Here is a 15726-nt window from a genome sequence, read left to right as displayed (position 1 = left end):
ATTATAATGCAACTTTTTTTGCAGTCTTGTGCAAAAAGCTTTATTCATAATGCTTTAGAAATACCTTCCAAATTCTCATTTGCGAAGCAAATGATGTCCTGACTTGTGCTAAAACCTTTATTCATAATGCTTTAGAAATACTTTCCGTATTCTCATTTGCTATGCAAATGATGCATATAAAAAAATTGACCGGAATATTTCTGGTCAATTTTTGTTGTAATAAAAGATTATTAACTTTAAACTTTAACCTTCGATGATTTTTACTATAAAATTTCTGTTTCTTGGACCATCGAACTCACAGAAATAAATTCCTTGCCATGTTCCCAATAAAAGCTTTCCATTTTCAATAATTAAAGACAATGTTGGTCCAACGAGCGTTGATTTTATATGCGAGTCAGCATTGCCTTCAAGATGGGAATATTCCGTACTTTTAGGGATTTTATTTCTTAGAAAATCTGTGATGTCTTTTCTTACAGATGGATCTGCATTTTCGTTGATTGTTACGGCGGCAGTTGTATGGGGGACATATACTATCAAAATGCCTTCTTCTATTTTTGAATTTTCAACACTCTGTTGAATATAGCTGGTTATGTCGATCATTTCTTCTCTATTATGGGTTTTTAAAGAGTAGGTATATATCATAATCCTCAACTCCTTATTTATTACTGGTAAAATATATTAGCAACAATAGTGATAGAGTTGCCCTCTTTGGAGACATGTACTTTGACATCTTCTTTTTTTACTGACAGATGTTTAACAGCATAATCTTTAATATAGTTTATTACGAAATCCAAATCTTCTTGTTTGACATTTTCAAATCTAATTTGGCTCTTTCCTCCATTTTTTCGGTCTGAGGTACTTAAGAAAGAATTCATTCTTTTTATTGCGGTTTCCCGAGTTTTAGTCTTTTTACTTTTGAAAGGCCACATTTACTTTCACCCTCTTCTGAATATTCTTTTGATGAATTCTATAAATCCTTGAGGGGCGTGGTCGACATCTATCAAATCTTTTTCTAAAGGTATATCTTTTCCTAAGATTCTATCGCTTATATTATTGAAAACAGAATAAAGTTTAGCTTCTTGGTTTGTCGATATTGGAGTTCCTTCGTTGGAAGAAAGTAAAATTTCCTCACTATCAGGTATTATTCCGATTAAATTCAATGCTAGAGCTTCTTTAATATCATCAGCGGAAAGCATTTCGTTTCTTTTAACAAGTCTCAATTTTAATCGATTCACAATTAATGATATGCGATCGTCGGTATAACCTTGATTTTCAAGCAACCCTATGACTCTATCTGCGTCGCTTATGGCAGTCAGGTCTGGTGTAGTAACAACGATAGCGTGTTGTGCAGATGAAACAGCGTTTTGGAATCCTCTTTCTATTCCTGCTGGGGAATCTATAATAATGTAATGAAAATGTTTAGAGAGTTTAGAGACTATATCGCTCATATCTTGAGGGGACATTAAATCTTTGTTGGCAATTTGAGAAGAAGCCAGTAGAGAGAGATTTTTTAATTGTTTGTGTTTTACGAGTGCTTCCATAACAGTTTTGTTACCACTTACAACATCCATTATAGTGTAAACTATTCTGTTTTCCAACCCCAAAATCAAATCCAGATTTTTCAATCCAATATCTGCATCTATAAGGCAAACATTGTAACCTTTTTTTGCTAAGGTGGCCCCTAAATTAGCTGTGATGGTAGTTTTACCAACTCCCCCTTTTCCAGAGGTAATAACAAACACCTTTGCATTTTCCATCTCTACCCCTCCACTAGAAAACATTGCCCATTTTTTAAAAATTAAAAAAGTTATAATATTCTAAGGGCTAAACAGATTATACTACAAATTGATTAAAAATAAAAAAATCGGGGAGAAATCCCCGATTAATTTAAAAACTATTTTTGTTACCGTATTATTCTTCGATACTTATAGCTTCAGTTGGGCAGGCATCGATAGCATCTTGCACGCATGGTGCGTCACTTTGTTCATCAATAACTTCGGCTTTTCCATCATCAGCCATTTGGAATACGTCTGGGCATAAACTTTCACATATAGCGTCTCCTATACAAGCTTCTTTGTCAATAACTATCTTCATAGCTACACCTCCAAATAGTTTTTAAAATCTTTGCTATCTGTTACATATGCTAATTAAAGCCATCTGATTATACCATATATCTACTCAATTAAATTTAAAAATTGATTTAAGAAAATATAACTTCATTTCGTCAGTTCTGTTTTTTAACTTCTTCTACCACTCTGTCTATTATATTTATTCCCACTCGTTCTTGCGCTTCTTTTGTAGAAGCACCTATATGGGGTGTTACGACAACGTTTTGTAAAGCAAAAAGTTCCTTGTATAGATCACCCTTTGGAGGTTCTTCTTCGAAAACATCCAATCCTACTCCAAGGAGCTTGCCATTTTTCAAATATTTAAGCACAGCATCCTCGTCGAGGACGCCCCCCCTTGCAGCATTAATTATTACTGCACCATCTTTCATCATTTTGATTTGGGGTTCACTTATAAAATGGTAAGTTTTTTCGTTTTTTGGAATATGTAAAGAAATAATGTCAGAATTTTGGAGTAACTCCTCCAAAGATACCTGTCTAACATTATAATTCTTTTGCTCTTCTGCACTTATCTCAAAAACATCATACACCAAAGTATTGGTCTGGAAACCTTTTAGTAATTTTGCCAAATTTTTTCCTACATAGCCAAAACCGATGATGCCAAAGGTTTTTTGCGACAACTCCAATCCTTCTAGTTGTTTTTTCTCCCATTGTTCATTTTTTAAACCGATCGTCCCTCTTGTAATGTGTCGATAAATATCTAAAACCATTCCTATAACCAATTCTGCAACGGATAAGGAATTCTGGCCAGGAGTATTTAAGACGGTTATTCCTTTCGATTTAGCAGTATCTACATCTATATTATCTAATCCCATGCCCGCTCTTGCGACAATCTTTAATTTATCTGCGTGTTCTAATATTTCTTTCGTTACCTTAGTTGCACTTCTTACAATTAATACGTCAATTTCTTTAATTTTATCTTTGAGGACATCTTTTTCGAGGTGTTCCGAAGTAATTTCAACATCAGGTAATTCATTTTGTAATTTTTTTAAGGCATTTTCATCCAAAGGGTCGTTTATATGAATTTTCATAGTTATTTAAACCCCCTCTTTCATGAAAACTTCTTCGGCAGCTTTTACACCTTTTCCAAGTTCAACTTCGAAACCAAATTTATTAAAAGCCATTTCTAAGGCACTTACAGCGACAATAACATCAAATTTTGACATGTAACCAAGATGAGCAATTCTTATTATTTTTCCTTTTAGCTGGGACTGTCCTCCTGCAAAGGTAACTCCCCATTCATCTCTCAAGAATTTAACTATACCTTCACCATTAATATTCTGAGGTACCTTTATTGCTGTTAATACATTTCCAGGTCTTTCTGCAAAAAGTTCTAAGTTCATCGCTTTAATAGCAGCCCTTGTTGCTTCTGCCAAGATTCTGTGTCTTTCCCAAACGTTTCCAATTGTTTCCTCTTTTAGCGTCTGGGTTGCCTTTGCTAACTGATAAACAAGGTTAACAGGAGGAGTATATGGAGAATCCGGAAAACTTTTTTTATATGCTCTTAAATCAAAGTAATATCTACGGTTGTTAGAATTTTCTACAACTTTCATTGCTTTGTCACTTAAAGCTATCATGGCTACTCCTGGAGGCATCATAAATCCCTTTTGAACTCCAGTTACTACAACATCAATGTTCCACTCATCCATTTTTAAAGGTTCAGCCAGCATTCCAGAAATAGCATCAACAACTAAAACCGCATCAGTTTCTTTTACAATCTCAGCTATTTCTTTGATAGGATGTACAACACCTGTAGAGGTTTCGCTTATGGTGGTGAAAACAGCTTTTGTTTCTGGATGCTCTTCTAGTTCTTTTTTTATTTGTTCTACTCGAACATATTTTCCCCATTCGATATCGATTTCAACTAAATTTGCATCGTAAGCTTTACACAATTCGCACCATCTTTCCCCAAATTTACCTCCATTTACAGCAATAGCCGTATCACCTGGTGAAATAAGGTTGGCAACTGCAGCTTCCATTACTCCTGTTCCAGAAGCAGCTAAGGTGTATACATTATTCTTTGTTTGAAAGAGATATTTAAGATTTTCTAGGGCTGTGCTTTGAATTTCTAAATATTGTGGGGTTCTATGATGGATGGTATCCTTTGCACCTTCCAATAAAAGATCAATTGGAACAGGGGTTGGTCCTGGAGCCATGAGATAGTTCTTTCTTACTAACTTTGTCACAAGTATCCCTCCTCTAAAAATTGTGAAAGTTTTCTTATTTTTATTTTACCATACTTTTTAAATAACAATATGGATAGTTTTTGTCCTTTTTTGGTTTTTATGCATTTTCTTAAAATGTAATGAAAAAATATTTTGAATGACAGCAATAAAATGTTATAATAAAAAGAGAAGGTTTCATGGAAAAGGGGATTTGAAGAAAGCATGGGGAATGAGAATTCCTTAAGGGAACAAAAGATCTTGAGTTATATGGGTTTTGCTGCTAAAGCGAAGAAGATTGTTTATGGTAAGCAAGGATTGAGGAATTATATACGCTCATTTCAAAAAAAGAAATTAATACTTATTCCAAAGGATGTTGGTTCAAGAGTGAAACTAGACGTAATAAAACATTGTCAAATTTTCGATGTACCTTATATAGAATTATATTGCTCAAAGTCAACATTAGCTAAGGCTCTTGGTAAACAAAATATAAGTGTCATAGGAATTACAGATGAAAATATCGTCGAAGGGATATTGAAAATGTTCCAATAGTGGAGGTGGTTTATAGGTGTCGAAGACCCGAATATATGAAGTTGCAAAGGAGTTGGGAATGAACTCTAAAGAATTAATGGAATTTTTAGAAAAGGAATTAAATATTTCTGTCAAAAGTCATATGAGTACTATAGAAGAAGAAACTGTGCAAGTTATCAAGGATCTTATTGAAGAAGAAAGGCAAACTAAAAAAGAAGTAAAAAAACAAAAAGAACCTTCAAAAGAGAAAAGTAAATCTTTAGAACAAGTAAAAGTCACGGAAAAACCAAAAGAAGAACCTGTTGAAGAAAAGCTTTTAAGAGAGGTTACTATACCTTCCCACGATTTAACGCTTGATATTTTAGCAAAAGAAATTGGATTGGAACAAAACGATATTATAAAAGACATGTTTATGAAAGGCATAGTATTAAAACCTGGCCAGAAACTAGATAAAAACCTGGCAGAAAATATTGCTATGAGCTATAACGTTATATTGAATTTCGAAATTGAAAAAAAGGAAACAGAAGAAGGAAAAGAACAAGATATAGAAGCCATCCTTGCCAAAAAATGGAACGATATTTATGAAAAAGAGAAAGACAAATTGGCTCCACGCCCTCCGGTTGTCACTATTATGGGACACGTTGATCATGGGAAAACAACCTTGTTAGACAAAATTAGAAATACCCACGTCGCTGATAAAGAAGAAGGCGGTATTACTCAATCTATAGGTGCTTACCAGATAGAGTACAACGGCCAAAGGATTACTTTTATTGATACCCCTGGCCACGAAGCATTTACAGAAATGAGAGCCAGAGGAGCTCAAGTAACTGATATAGTTGTTCTTATCATTGCGGCAGATGATGGTGTAATGCCTCAAACAATAGAAGCTTATAATCATGCAAAAAGTGCCAACGTTCCTATAATAGTGGCTATAAATAAAATTGATAAACCTAATGCCAATGTTGAATTAACAAAACAACAGATGGTTTCTAAACTCAATCTTATTCCGGAAGATTGGGGAGGAGATACAATAACAGTTCTTGTTTCAGCAAAAACAGGCGAAGGAATCGATGAATTGTTGGAAATGATTCTCCTAGAATCTGAAATGCAGGAGATAAGATGTATTCCCGATGGAAAAGCTAGAGCAGTAATAATTGAAAGTCGCGTTGATAAAGCTATGGGCCCTTTGGGAACGGTTATTGTTAAAGACGGAATATTGAAAGTTGGAGATGACTTTATCTCGGGTTCTACTTATGGCAGAGTCAGAAGATTGATAAATGACAAAGGAGAAAGTTTAATAAGAGCCGTTCCTTCCACCCCTGTTCAAGTTTTGGGGTTTAACGATGTTCCAAACACACATTCTATTTTATACGTTATTGATTCAAAAGAAGAAGCCAGAGGGCTAGCAGAAAAAATAAAAGAAAAAGAAGAAGAAAAAAGTAAAGGTCCAGCTAAAAGGCACGTAAAGCTTGAAGATATTATGCAAAAAATGGAAGAGGAAGAAAAAAAGAAATTAAATATTTTATTAAAAGCTAGTACTTATGGAGAAATAGAGGCTTTGAGGAATGCTATCCAAAAGTTTGAAAATCCAGAAATAAATATTGAAATTATACATGCTGGAATAGGTCCAGTAAGCACAAGCGATATAATGTTAGCTTCCGCTTCAGATGCGATTGTTTTGGGTTTTAGAGTAAAAGCTGATTCAAAGGCATTAAAGATGGCAGAAGCTGAGGGAATAGAAGTCAGAAGATACAATATTATATTTGATTTGATTGATGATATCAAGAAAGCTTTAGAAGGTATGTTAGAGCCTATTCAAAAGGAAGAGCTTACGGGAAATGGTGTAATTAAAGAAGAGTTCAAGATAAAAGGTGTAGGGAAAATTGCTGGTGTTCAAGTAAATGAAGGTTACGTTCAACGGGATGGTGGAGTTAGAATCTATAGGAGTGGCGGTTTAGTTGCCGATGTAAAAATTAAGAGTTTGAAACATTATAAAGATGAAGTTAAATCTATTGAAGCACCTAAAGAATGTGGAATTCAATTTGAAAATTTCGAAGATTTCACTAAAGGTGATGAATTAGAGTTTTATAAACATGTATTCGTTAAACGAGAATTGGGTTTGGAACAAAAAACTAAATAATTAAGTGTTTTGGTGATAATAAATGGGGATATGATAATATGGAGCCTGAATATAAAATAGTGGGAATAAGAGGAGCGACTTCTTTAAACGAAGATCATCCAATAGAATTAACTGAAAATGTTATAGAGCTATGGAATGAGATAATGAATAAAAACGATATATCACGTATAATATCAGTGATATTCTCTGTAACTCCTGACATCAAAAGTCTCAATCCTGCTACCATTTTACGTGAGAAATTAGATCTGAATAACGTCCCTTTTATGAGTTTAGAAGAAGCTTCCTTTAACGATTCTCGAGAAAAAATAATAAGGGTGCTGATTATTTGTGAAAGCAGCACCCAAAATTTTGTATACTTACATGAGGCAAAGAACTTAAGAGCAAAAAAAGAATAATCTTTTTATATTTCACTTTGAGAGTTTATTAAATCTAAAATTTCGCTTTTTGTATTAAAATATTCTTCTGTATGAAGTATCTCTTTTGCTTTTTGAGTTAGCAACTTGTTGGTAAAATCCAAGTTAAATTCCTTGATTATTTTTCCAGGTCTGGGAGACATCACTAAAACTTTCGTACCTAGCATTAAAGCTTCGTCTACATCATGAGTTATAAAAAATATACTACAATTATTTTCTTGCCAAATATTTCTAATCAAATTTTGCATATTGCTCCTAGTAAATGCGTCTAAGGATCCGAAAGGTTCATCCATTAAGATAACTTCAGGATAATTTGCTAAAACTCTTGCAAGAGCTACTCGCTGTTTCATACCTCCGGAAAGCTCGAAGGGATATTTTTCTTCAAAACCGGTAAGATCAACTTCTTGAATAAAAAATTTTGAAATTTCTTCGATTTTGTCTTTTGCGACACCCCTGCTTTTTGGCCCAAACTCGATGTTTCCTTTAACAGTTAACCATGGATATAGAGTAGGAGATTGAAATACAACTCCTCTATGCCAGTCTGGCCCTTCTATGGGGTTTTCATGCATCAAACATTTCCCTGATGTTAATGGGATGAAACCTGCTATTACTCTTAACAATGTACTTTTTCCGCAACCGGAGGGTCCTAAAATACAAAGAAACTCGCTTTTTTTCAATTCTAAATTAACGTCTTTTAAAGCTTCTATCACACCGGTTTTTGTTTCGTAATTGACACTCAAATTTTCAATTTTTATCAAAGTTTCTTTATAAAGATTGTCTATATTTCATCATCCTTTTCCAAGGATTTTTCAATGTAATAAGGGTTAATATATTCAATAAATTCTTCTAAACTTGGCGAACTTTCGATATAGCCCTGAGTTTTTAAAAAATCTGACGTATCTTTCATGACTCTTACAAAATTACCAGGTTTTTCACTTGTTCCCATATACATAGAACTGATCATCTCTTCTCTTGTAAGCCAAATTGAGCCTTGCATTTGGGTTAAAGCAGTTTCAGGAGATATTCCTAAATTTTTCGAAACTATTTCAGCAGCACGTTCTGGATCATTTAAATATATGTCGTTTGCTTCAGCCAAACAGTCTATAAAAGATACAACTAAATCAGGGTACTTTTCTGAAAACTTTTTGCTAACTAAAGCCACATTTGCTGTAATATAGCCTTGTTCTAACATATCCTCACTGGAAATCAAAACTCTTCCACCATTTGCTATAAGTTCACCTAAAGAAGGTTGCCAAGTATAAGCAGCATCTATATCTCCTCTTGACCAGGCAGCAACTATCTCGGTTGTTTTCATGTCTAGCAGTTGAACTTTATCTTCTATTCCTGCCTCTTTGAGAATATTCAGTAAAATATAATGACTAGTGGAAGCAAAAGGAGTTGCTATCTTTTTACCAATAAGATCGTTTATACTGTTTATTTCATCGTTCTCTCTAACGACCAGGGCCTCTATATCACCCAAGACTTCGTGTATCCAAATTAACTCTACATCAAGGTCTCTAACGAAAGCAATGATAGAATTTATGTTCCCCATGGTAGCAAAATCTATACTTCCTGAGGCGAAAGCTTGATTGGCTTCTACTCCAGAATCAAAAACTATAAAATTACATTTGATGCCCTTATCAGTAAAGTATTTATCAAACAGCCCTTGTTCAATGGCAATGGTTTCGTCATTCGGGACTCTTAAAATCCCAATATTGATCTCTTCGGGTAAGTCTTGCTGACCCTTATTACAACTTGTAAAAATAAGAGTTATCAATGTAATTAAAACCAAAAATAGTAAAGATTTCATTAATCTACTTTTCATATATGCCATAACACCTCCTCTAAGGAGAAACCAGTTTTTAAACCTTACCTTTCCAGAAAATTAATTTTCTTTCTAAAGATCGTAATCCATAATCTATTAAAACACCACTGATTCCCATTATAAAAATGCCAACGAATATGACATCGCTTTTTAAATAGTTAGAGGCATCAATTACCATCCAACCAATACCAGAGGTAGCTGCAACCATTTCAGAAGAAACAAGAGTTGTGTATGCCACACCGAAAGAAGTTCTGATACCGGTAAATATTTCTGGTAGACATGCAGGTAAAACAATTTTAAAAAACACATTCGTTTGATCTGCTCCCAAGGATCTTGCACTCAATATATAATCTTGGTTTATTCCTTTCACAGCGGAAACGCAAGCTATGTATATGGGAGCAAAGGCGGCTAAAAAAAGTAAAACTTCTTTTGATAAGTCTCCTATACCAAACCATAAGATAAGAATCGTGTAATAAGCCAAAGGAGGTAAAGGCCTATAAAATTCTACGATAGAATCTATTATCGCTTCCACTCTTTTAAAATAACCACTTAAAAGTCCTATAGGTAAAGCAAATATTATAGCAAAAGCTAAGGAAACGAATAACCTTTTGAAACTTGTTCCTATATGCACCCATAATGGAATATTGTTGTATCCATCTCTGATCAAATTTAAAAAAGCGGACCAGACTCTTTGAGGTGAGGGTAGCAGAGTTGGAGTAAATATTTCTAGTTTTGTAACAATATACCAGGCTAAAAATATCGTTAACCAAGTGAATACTGTTAATAAAATATGATTGTTTTTTTTGTTTGATTCATTATTATTCATGCAAACAATTCCTTCTCTTTTTACAAAGATTTTAAATGAAAGGCCATCAATTTTCTTGATGGCCTATGAATTGTATCACAATTTTAGTCTAAACATAAATCAATCAAAATTATAAGCGGTAACTATCTTTTCTCTACCAGTGATTTGGTCTAAATAATATTCATAATAACAGGTACCTAAGAATGAACCGGAAATATTAAAGACATTTTTGTACCCTCTTCCTTGAAGAGCTATAATCGCATTATAACTTCTCTGAGAAGAACGGCAATGAATATAGACTGGACGATCTTTAGGTATTTCATTCAGTCTTTCCCTAAGTTCACTCAACGGTATGTTAACAGCGGTTTTTAGATGACCTTTTTCGTATTCATCTCTTTCACGACAATCAATGATGAAAGCGCCATTTTCGACAAGTTCCCTAACTTTAGTCACAGGGACTTGTCTGAATCTACCATGCAATAGATTTAAACCAACTAACGCAGCATGATTAACTGGATCTTTAGCAGTGGAAAACAGAGGCGCATAACATAGTTCTAACTCTTTTAAGTCTTCTAATGTTCCATTCATACGAATTAGTGTAGCTATCACATCAATACGTTTAGGGGCATCACCTTCGCTAATTGCTTGTGCTCCAAGTATTCTTCCCGTAGGAACTTCGTATATCAATTTTAAATGTAGCTGATAACTATTCGGCATTAAGCCGACTTTATCCTGAGGAATGATATAAACAAAGTCGTAAGGAATGTTATTAGCTTTAGCTTGCTTTTCATTTAGGCCCGTGGCAGCTGCGTTTAAATTGAAAACTTTCACAACTGATGACCCAATAACGCCTTTATTTATATGAGGTATATTGTAAATATGATCTGCTGCAGCCCTTGCTTGTCGTTGGGCAGGACCAGCAAGAGGTAGTCTGCAAGGTTTGCATAGTAAAGCAGAATAGGTTTCTATGGCGTCTCCAACAGCATAGATATCATCATCGCTTGTTCTGTAGTTATGATCTACTTTAATACCACCTGTTTCACCTATTTCCAAACCAGCATCCTTTGCCAAAGAGGTTTCAGGGCATACTCCTACAGCCATTATAACAGCTCTAGCATTTACTTTTTTACCGGATTTTAGTTCTACATAATCATCAAAGATTTTAGTTACAGAATCACTTAAAATAAGGTTTACACCGTTATCGTATAACTCTTTATGTAAGATCTGAACCATATCGTAGTCAAACGTTTGCATTACTTGATCTAGAGCTTCTATCAAATTAACGTTATAACCCGCTAATTTAAGGTTTTCTGCAACTTCGACTCCAATATAACCTCCTCCAACTACCGCAACATCTTTTATGTTATTTTTTTCTATGTAGTCTTTAATTTTAACTATATCTACCACGTTTCTGACTGTAAATACATTTGCTCTGTCTATTCCTTCGATACTTTTTGGAAGAACAGGTTTGGCCCCTGGAGAAAGAACCAATTTGTCATAATGCTCTTCGTATTCTTCTCCCGTTTTTGTATTTCTAACAATGACTTTCTTTTGGTCCCTTATAATTTTTATAACTTCACTGTTAACCCTTGCTTCAATGTTATACTGTTTTTTAAATTGTTCTGGTGTCATCAAAACTAAATCATCACTATTTTCAACCATACCACTTAAATGAAATGGTAAGGCACAATTGGAGAAAGAAACATGGGGCCCTCTTTCAAACATTATTATTTCAGCAGATTCATCAAGCCTTCTTGCTCTTGCTGCTACTGAGGCACCTCCAGCAACTCCTCCAACTATAAGTATTCGTTTACCCATTTTAAAGGCCTCCTTTAGTTGACCAAAAAAAGTCTGAATCGCATTGCATCAATGAAATTCATCTTTTTTTATAGTTCACAACTATTGTGTTAATTCTTATCTACTTTAAACTCAGTTTTTGATGGGATCTTATAAAATATCTTATTGCTAACCACAGCACCTAAAACCATGAAAGCTAAAAATATCCAACCTGATAATGAAAATTCGACTATAGGACTGTATAGTGCTCCAACATTACAACCATTGGCAAAACGGGTTCCGAATCCCATCAAAATACCACCCAAAGCGTATAAAAAGGCTTCTTTTCCAGTTACACGCAGCTCTGATTTAAATGATTCAACAAATTTACCAGCTGATAGAAGATAAGCAAGTGCTCCTACTACTATTCCGAAGTTTTGAACTAACGATGCATTTTGAAAAAAAGGCGTAGTAAAGGTAGAAACAGGCATTTTTGTAAACTCAGCAATAGTTTCCCCTGAAACACCAAAAACCATAAGTATTTTGCCTATAAAAACCCCGTGTGGAGTAGAAGCTCCCCAACCTGCCTTTGTAACTCCAAACAATAGAACAAAAAGTATACTTAATACTACTGCCCCTTCAGTTAAAGTCCAAGGTTTCACAAATATATGATCATAAGTTTCTTGACTAAAAAGCTTGAAATTAAAAAGATCTAATTTCTTTCTGCTTTCTTGTTCTTTTTCTGAGGGAACTCCAAAATATGTATTTTCTTTCCTTCTCTTTTTTTCGTATTGGTAAGAAGCAAAAATCACTATTGAGGAAAATAATCCCAACAATAAGATAGCCCCTAAATAACCTTGAAAACCGTCCCATTTGAATAAATCTGGCAAAAAAACTCCTCCACTAAACTCAGCTCCAGTTGGAGATGTAATCCATGAATTGGTAACCCATCCAGCGGTTCTTTGAATAGGAAATCCCAGAAAAACACCTATTCCAAAAAATATCAAAGTTATCAAAGCTCTTGTAAATCCCATAGTTAAGTCGGTAAGTACACCTGTAGCACAACAAACAGAAAGGGACATACCAAAACCAAAGAGGAAAGCTCCCAACAGTAAACCTAAATTAATTGGGTTTATCCAAAGGCTGTAATTAGTGGGGTCTGAATTAAACAAAAATCCCATGATCATCACAGAGGTTATAAAAAACATAAATATCATAGCACGCATGAGTTGAGTAGATCCTGTTCTATAAGCTCTATTGACACTTCCAGCAAATCCGGTATAAGCTCTCGCTAAGGTGTATCCAAAACCTACTCCAATCAAAAGTCTAAAAAAAAGCATATCTGTTGCCAAAAGTGTGTTTCCGAGGATGAGAATCAGTGCAAAAGTTAACAAACCAAGGACTTTCTCTACTGTTTTAGTCATACTTTTTCCTCCTGTCTAAAGGCATTTTTAAAACAAAAGATTGAAATTTCTAAAAGAATAGTTTTACTAGAACATTAGTTTAATATTTAGGCTTCACCCCCTTTGTGAAATAGTTCATGAAGTATGAAAAAATATAAAATATTTTTAAACACTAAAATTTTAATTGTTAGTTCTTTCACTAATTACGATTCAAAATTATTCTAACAAAAAAAAGTAAAAATAGAATTAACTTTGTCAGCTTTTTAATAAAGAAAGATTAAATAATGGTTATTTCATAAGTTTTGAATAAAAAAGGTTTAATGTTATAATTAAAAAAGAGATTTTTTTCAGTAATTTTATCTAGTTGAAGAATAGAGGTGAAATATTTGAAAAACCAAGTAAAGATGATCTACTTTGATTTAGATCATACCCTTTGGGATTTTGAAAGTAATTCACAAGAAGCATTGAAGTTGGTCTATCAAAAGTACGGTCACGTTTTTCGTGAAACGTCTTTGGACAAGTTTGTAGAATCCTACCAAAAGATCAATAAAAAGTTATGGGAAATGTATAGGAAAAAAGAAATAGGTCAACATGAATTAAAACTTCTTCGTTTTGAAATTTCTTTGAATGCTTTAAAGATAAAGCATAGGGAAGATTTGATAGAAGAGATGAATAATACTTACCTAAATATTTTATCGAATCAAAAACTCCTCGTCGAAGGGACAGTGGAAATTTTGGAGTATTTAAAAGATAAATATGAATTGGGAATTTTGACAAACGGCTTTAGAGAAACTCAAATTGTTAAAATGAAAAGTTCGGGAATATATGACTATTTTAGTATTTTAGTTAGTTCAGAAGATGTCGGTTTTCCGAAACCCGATGAAAGGATTTTTAATTATGCCATTTTAATGTCTAAAAAGTCTAAAGATGAAATTATTTACGTTGGTGATGATCTTGAAAACGACATCCTACCGGCAATAAAATGTGGAATTGATGCCATCTGGTTTAAAAATCATGAGGAATCTCTTCAAATCCAAGAAAAGGATGTTCTCGCTATATCCAAGCTTATAGAGCTGAAAAATATACTTTAAATTCATTGAAGGTAATAAATGCCTTTTTTTAATTTCAAAACTTTTGTATTTCTAATTAGATCTAAATATTCTTTATCCAAATGATACTCTTGTTCTCCGATATAAATGACTACCTTTATCTCGTCATATGCTGCTTTCTTTTTAAAAATTAGTAAATTTTCTTCCGAAGTTATAAGTTCATAACTCCCTGATGAAAGAGAGGGGTGAACTCTTCTTAATTTAATGAGATTTTTACAATAATTGAAGGTTTGTTTCTCTAGATCTGACCAATCTTCTTTGAATTTCATCGCAACTCTTCCACTTTCGTGAAAATTTTGAATTGTTGAGTCTCCTTTTAAAGCTATCTCATTGCCATATTCTAACATCACATTTCCTGTAAGAGCCATTAATAAACCAAGTGCTATGTAAAATGTCTCTAATTCTTGGCATATATCTATGAACCTTGGAAGATCGTGATTTTCTATAAAATAAGTTAGCTGGAACACCCTTTCGTTTAATTGGTTTGATAATACTATTTGATTATATAAATCGAGTAACGACCCATTTTTCTTTCCTAAAACTTCTTTAATTGTATCGTATGTAGCAAAATCAAACAGACTGGTAAAACGTTGAGCATCTTCTCCTTTGAACTTTTTAAGGAGATTAAAATTTTTTATCTTATCTCCCTCGTCTTCCCATACTTCACCTAAAATTACCACATCTTTTTTTATTTTTTTCATCCTTGTAGAAAATTCCTCTAAAAAGTTTAATGGCAAGCCTAAGGCATGATCCAATCTAAATCCGTCTAATTCAAAGTTTTTTAGCCAATACTCTCCAACTCTTATTAAAAATTCTCTTGTCTCTTTATCATCTAGATTCCAAAACAAAAAGGATCTTTGCCATCTTTCTTCTTGAGGTGAACGGGGAGATTCAGTTTTAATGTTCAAATCTTTGGGGACAGAATTAAAATCAAATTCCTTTGAGGCATGGTTAAGTACTAGATCGATAATAACCTTTATTCCTCTTTTATGAGCATCTTCAATAAGCTTTTTAAAGATCGCTTTAGCATCTTCTTCGGAGTTGGAACTTATGTTTTCTGAGATAGAAAAATAATTGGTAATATCGTATCCGTGTGTGGTTTTACTTTTAAAAATAGGCCCAAGATATATCAAATCTATCCCAAGCTCTTTTAAATAGTCTAATTCTTTAATGACACCTTGAAGATCTCCATCTATTGCATTTTTTTCGTAATAGCGATAACTCTCCTTTGGAAAATCATTTGTTAATTCTCCATTTTTATAAAATTTTATTAGAATGTGGTATCCTAAAAACATAAAATTCCTCCCATAGTTTACTTCTGGTTATTTTACCACTCTTTTTTTAAAGAAATGAAAACGTTTCCTAAAGATATTCACTTTTTTTACTTTTAAAATTTAAAATTAAAAAATGTGGTATAATTAAATTATAAATGGATC

Annotated in this window: 16 protein-coding genes; 4 read left to right on the top strand and 12 right to left on the bottom strand. The window is 33.5% G+C overall.

The features are described 5' to 3' along the window. Positions 1–243: 243 nt before the first annotated feature. From X925_RS02455 to X925_RS02430, 6 genes are all read right to left on the bottom strand, one after another. The gene (locus X925_RS02455; protein WP_012208113.1) at positions 244–642 is read right to left on the bottom strand and encodes a secondary thiamine-phosphate synthase enzyme YjbQ; all 399 of its coding nucleotides are present in this window, start codon (positions 640–642) and stop codon (positions 244–246) included. 20 nt (positions 643–662) lie between these two features. Beyond that, positions 663–929: a hypothetical protein gene (locus X925_RS02450; RefSeq protein WP_012208112.1), complete on the bottom strand. Its 267-nt coding sequence runs from the start codon at positions 927–929 to the stop codon at positions 663–665. A gap of 6 nt (positions 930–935) precedes the next feature. Beyond that, positions 936–1757 (bottom strand): septum site-determining protein MinD, encoded by an 822-nt coding sequence (gene minD / locus X925_RS02445; protein ID WP_012208111.1) that lies wholly within the window; start codon positions 1755–1757, stop codon positions 936–938. Between the two features lie 154 nt (positions 1758–1911). Then, positions 1912–2094 (bottom strand): ferredoxin, encoded by a 183-nt coding sequence (locus X925_RS02440; RefSeq protein WP_012208110.1) that lies wholly within the window; start codon positions 2092–2094, stop codon positions 1912–1914. Between the two features lie 130 nt (positions 2095–2224). Next, positions 2225–3157: a D-2-hydroxyacid dehydrogenase gene (locus X925_RS02435; RefSeq protein ID WP_121514453.1), complete on the bottom strand. Its 933-nt coding sequence runs from the start codon at positions 3155–3157 to the stop codon at positions 2225–2227. A 6-nt stretch (positions 3158–3163) separates the two neighbouring features. Beyond that, entirely contained in the window at positions 3164–4312 is a 1149-nt protein-coding gene (locus X925_RS02430; RefSeq protein WP_121959024.1) for an alanine--glyoxylate aminotransferase family protein, read from the bottom strand. 201 nt (positions 4313–4513) lie between these two features. Here X925_RS02430 and X925_RS02420 point away from each other — a divergent pair, with 201 nt between their 5' ends. Genes X925_RS02420 through aroH form a run of 3 tightly spaced genes read left to right on the top strand, consistent with a single transcriptional unit; the run spans position 4514 to position 7354 of the window. After that, positions 4514–4840 carry a ribosomal L7Ae/L30e/S12e/Gadd45 family protein gene (locus tag X925_RS02420; protein ID WP_121959022.1) on the top strand — a complete coding sequence of 109 codons (327 nt, stop codon included), beginning with the start codon at positions 4514–4516 and terminating at the stop codon, positions 4838–4840. A 16-nt stretch (positions 4841–4856) separates the two neighbouring features. Continuing rightward, the gene (gene infB / locus X925_RS02415) at positions 4857–6959 is read left to right on the top strand and encodes a translation initiation factor IF-2 (protein ID WP_121959021.1); all 2103 of its coding nucleotides are present in this window, start codon (positions 4857–4859) and stop codon (positions 6957–6959) included. A gap of 38 nt (positions 6960–6997) precedes the next feature. Beyond that, positions 6998–7354 carry a chorismate mutase gene (aroH, locus tag X925_RS02410; RefSeq protein ID WP_103065163.1) on the top strand — a complete coding sequence of 119 codons (357 nt, stop codon included), beginning with the start codon at positions 6998–7000 and terminating at the stop codon, positions 7352–7354. Positions 7355–7359: 5 nt separating this feature from the next. On the opposite strand, the gene X925_RS02405 is transcribed toward aroH, so the two are convergent. From X925_RS02405 to X925_RS02385, 5 genes are all read right to left on the bottom strand, one after another. Next, positions 7360–8130: an ABC transporter ATP-binding protein gene (locus X925_RS02405; protein ID WP_199171173.1), complete on the bottom strand. Its 771-nt coding sequence runs from the start codon at positions 8128–8130 to the stop codon at positions 7360–7362. Between the two features lie 20 nt (positions 8131–8150). Further along, on the bottom strand, positions 8151–9197 hold the full coding sequence (locus X925_RS02400; protein ID WP_103065187.1) for a MetQ/NlpA family ABC transporter substrate-binding protein: 1047 nt from the start codon (positions 9195–9197) through the stop codon (positions 8151–8153). 37 nt (positions 9198–9234) lie between these two features. After that, positions 9235–10023, bottom strand: a complete 789-nt coding sequence (locus X925_RS02395; RefSeq protein ID WP_121959020.1) for an ABC transporter permease — start codon at positions 10021–10023, stop codon at positions 9235–9237. 99 nt (positions 10024–10122) lie between these two features. Continuing rightward, on the bottom strand, positions 10123–11820 hold the full coding sequence (locus tag X925_RS02390) for an FAD-dependent oxidoreductase (protein ID WP_103065160.1): 1698 nt from the start codon (positions 11818–11820) through the stop codon (positions 10123–10125). Positions 11821–11909: 89 nt separating this feature from the next. Further along, complete coding sequence (locus tag X925_RS02385) at positions 11910–13202, bottom strand: YeeE/YedE family protein (protein WP_103065159.1); 1293 nt, start codon at positions 13200–13202, stop codon at positions 11910–11912. A gap of 365 nt (positions 13203–13567) precedes the next feature. Here X925_RS02385 and X925_RS02380 point away from each other — a divergent pair, with 365 nt between their 5' ends. Then, the gene (locus X925_RS02380; RefSeq protein WP_103065158.1) at positions 13568–14272 is read left to right on the top strand and encodes a YjjG family noncanonical pyrimidine nucleotidase; all 705 of its coding nucleotides are present in this window, start codon (positions 13568–13570) and stop codon (positions 14270–14272) included. Positions 14273–14274: 2 nt separating this feature from the next. Here X925_RS02380 and X925_RS02375 read toward each other — a convergent pair whose 3' ends face one another. Next, complete coding sequence (locus X925_RS02375) at positions 14275–15585, bottom strand: alpha-amylase family glycosyl hydrolase (RefSeq protein WP_103065157.1); 1311 nt, start codon at positions 15583–15585, stop codon at positions 14275–14277. Positions 15586–15726: the final 141 nt, after the last annotated feature.

This window comes from Petrotoga sp. 9T1HF07.CasAA.8.2 (genome assembly GCF_002895585.1).
In the GTDB taxonomy this organism is placed as follows: domain Bacteria; phylum Thermotogota; class Thermotogae; order Petrotogales; family Petrotogaceae; genus Petrotoga; species Petrotoga mobilis.
Note: the sequence above shows the minus strand (reverse complement) of the source record. Positions and strands in the feature narration are given on the sequence as shown.

Excerpts from the sequence above, each read along its gene's own strand:
- X925_RS02455 (WP_012208113.1), bottom strand. The coding sequence starts at position 642 with ATGATATATACCTACTCTTTAAAAACCCATAATAGAGAAGAAATGATC.
- X925_RS02450 (WP_012208112.1), bottom strand. The coding sequence starts at position 929 with ATGTGGCCTTTCAAAAGTAAAAAGACTAAAACTCGGGAAACCGCAATA.
- minD (WP_012208111.1), bottom strand. The coding sequence starts at position 1,757 with ATGGAAAATGCAAAGGTGTTTGTTATTACCTCTGGAAAAGGGGGAGTT.
- X925_RS02440 (WP_012208110.1), bottom strand. The coding sequence starts at position 2,094 with ATGAAGATAGTTATTGACAAAGAAGCTTGTATAGGAGACGCTATATGT.
- X925_RS02435 (WP_121514453.1), bottom strand. The coding sequence starts at position 3,157 with ATGAAAATTCATATAAACGACCCTTTGGATGAAAATGCCTTAAAAAAA.
- X925_RS02420 (WP_121959022.1), top strand. The coding sequence starts at position 4,514 with ATGGGGAATGAGAATTCCTTAAGGGAACAAAAGATCTTGAGTTATATG.
- aroH (WP_103065163.1), top strand. The coding sequence starts at position 6,998 with ATGGAGCCTGAATATAAAATAGTGGGAATAAGAGGAGCGACTTCTTTA.
- X925_RS02400 (WP_103065187.1), bottom strand. The coding sequence starts at position 9,197 with ATGAAAAGTAGATTAATGAAATCTTTACTATTTTTGGTTTTAATTACA.
- X925_RS02395 (WP_121959020.1), bottom strand. The coding sequence starts at position 10,023 with ATGAATAATAATGAATCAAACAAAAAAAACAATCATATTTTATTAACA.
- X925_RS02390 (WP_103065160.1), bottom strand. The coding sequence starts at position 11,820 with ATGGGTAAACGAATACTTATAGTTGGAGGAGTTGCTGGAGGTGCCTCA.
- X925_RS02385 (WP_103065159.1), bottom strand. The coding sequence starts at position 13,202 with ATGACTAAAACAGTAGAGAAAGTCCTTGGTTTGTTAACTTTTGCACTG.
- X925_RS02375 (WP_103065157.1), bottom strand. The coding sequence starts at position 15,585 with ATGTTTTTAGGATACCACATTCTAATAAAATTTTATAAAAATGGAGAA.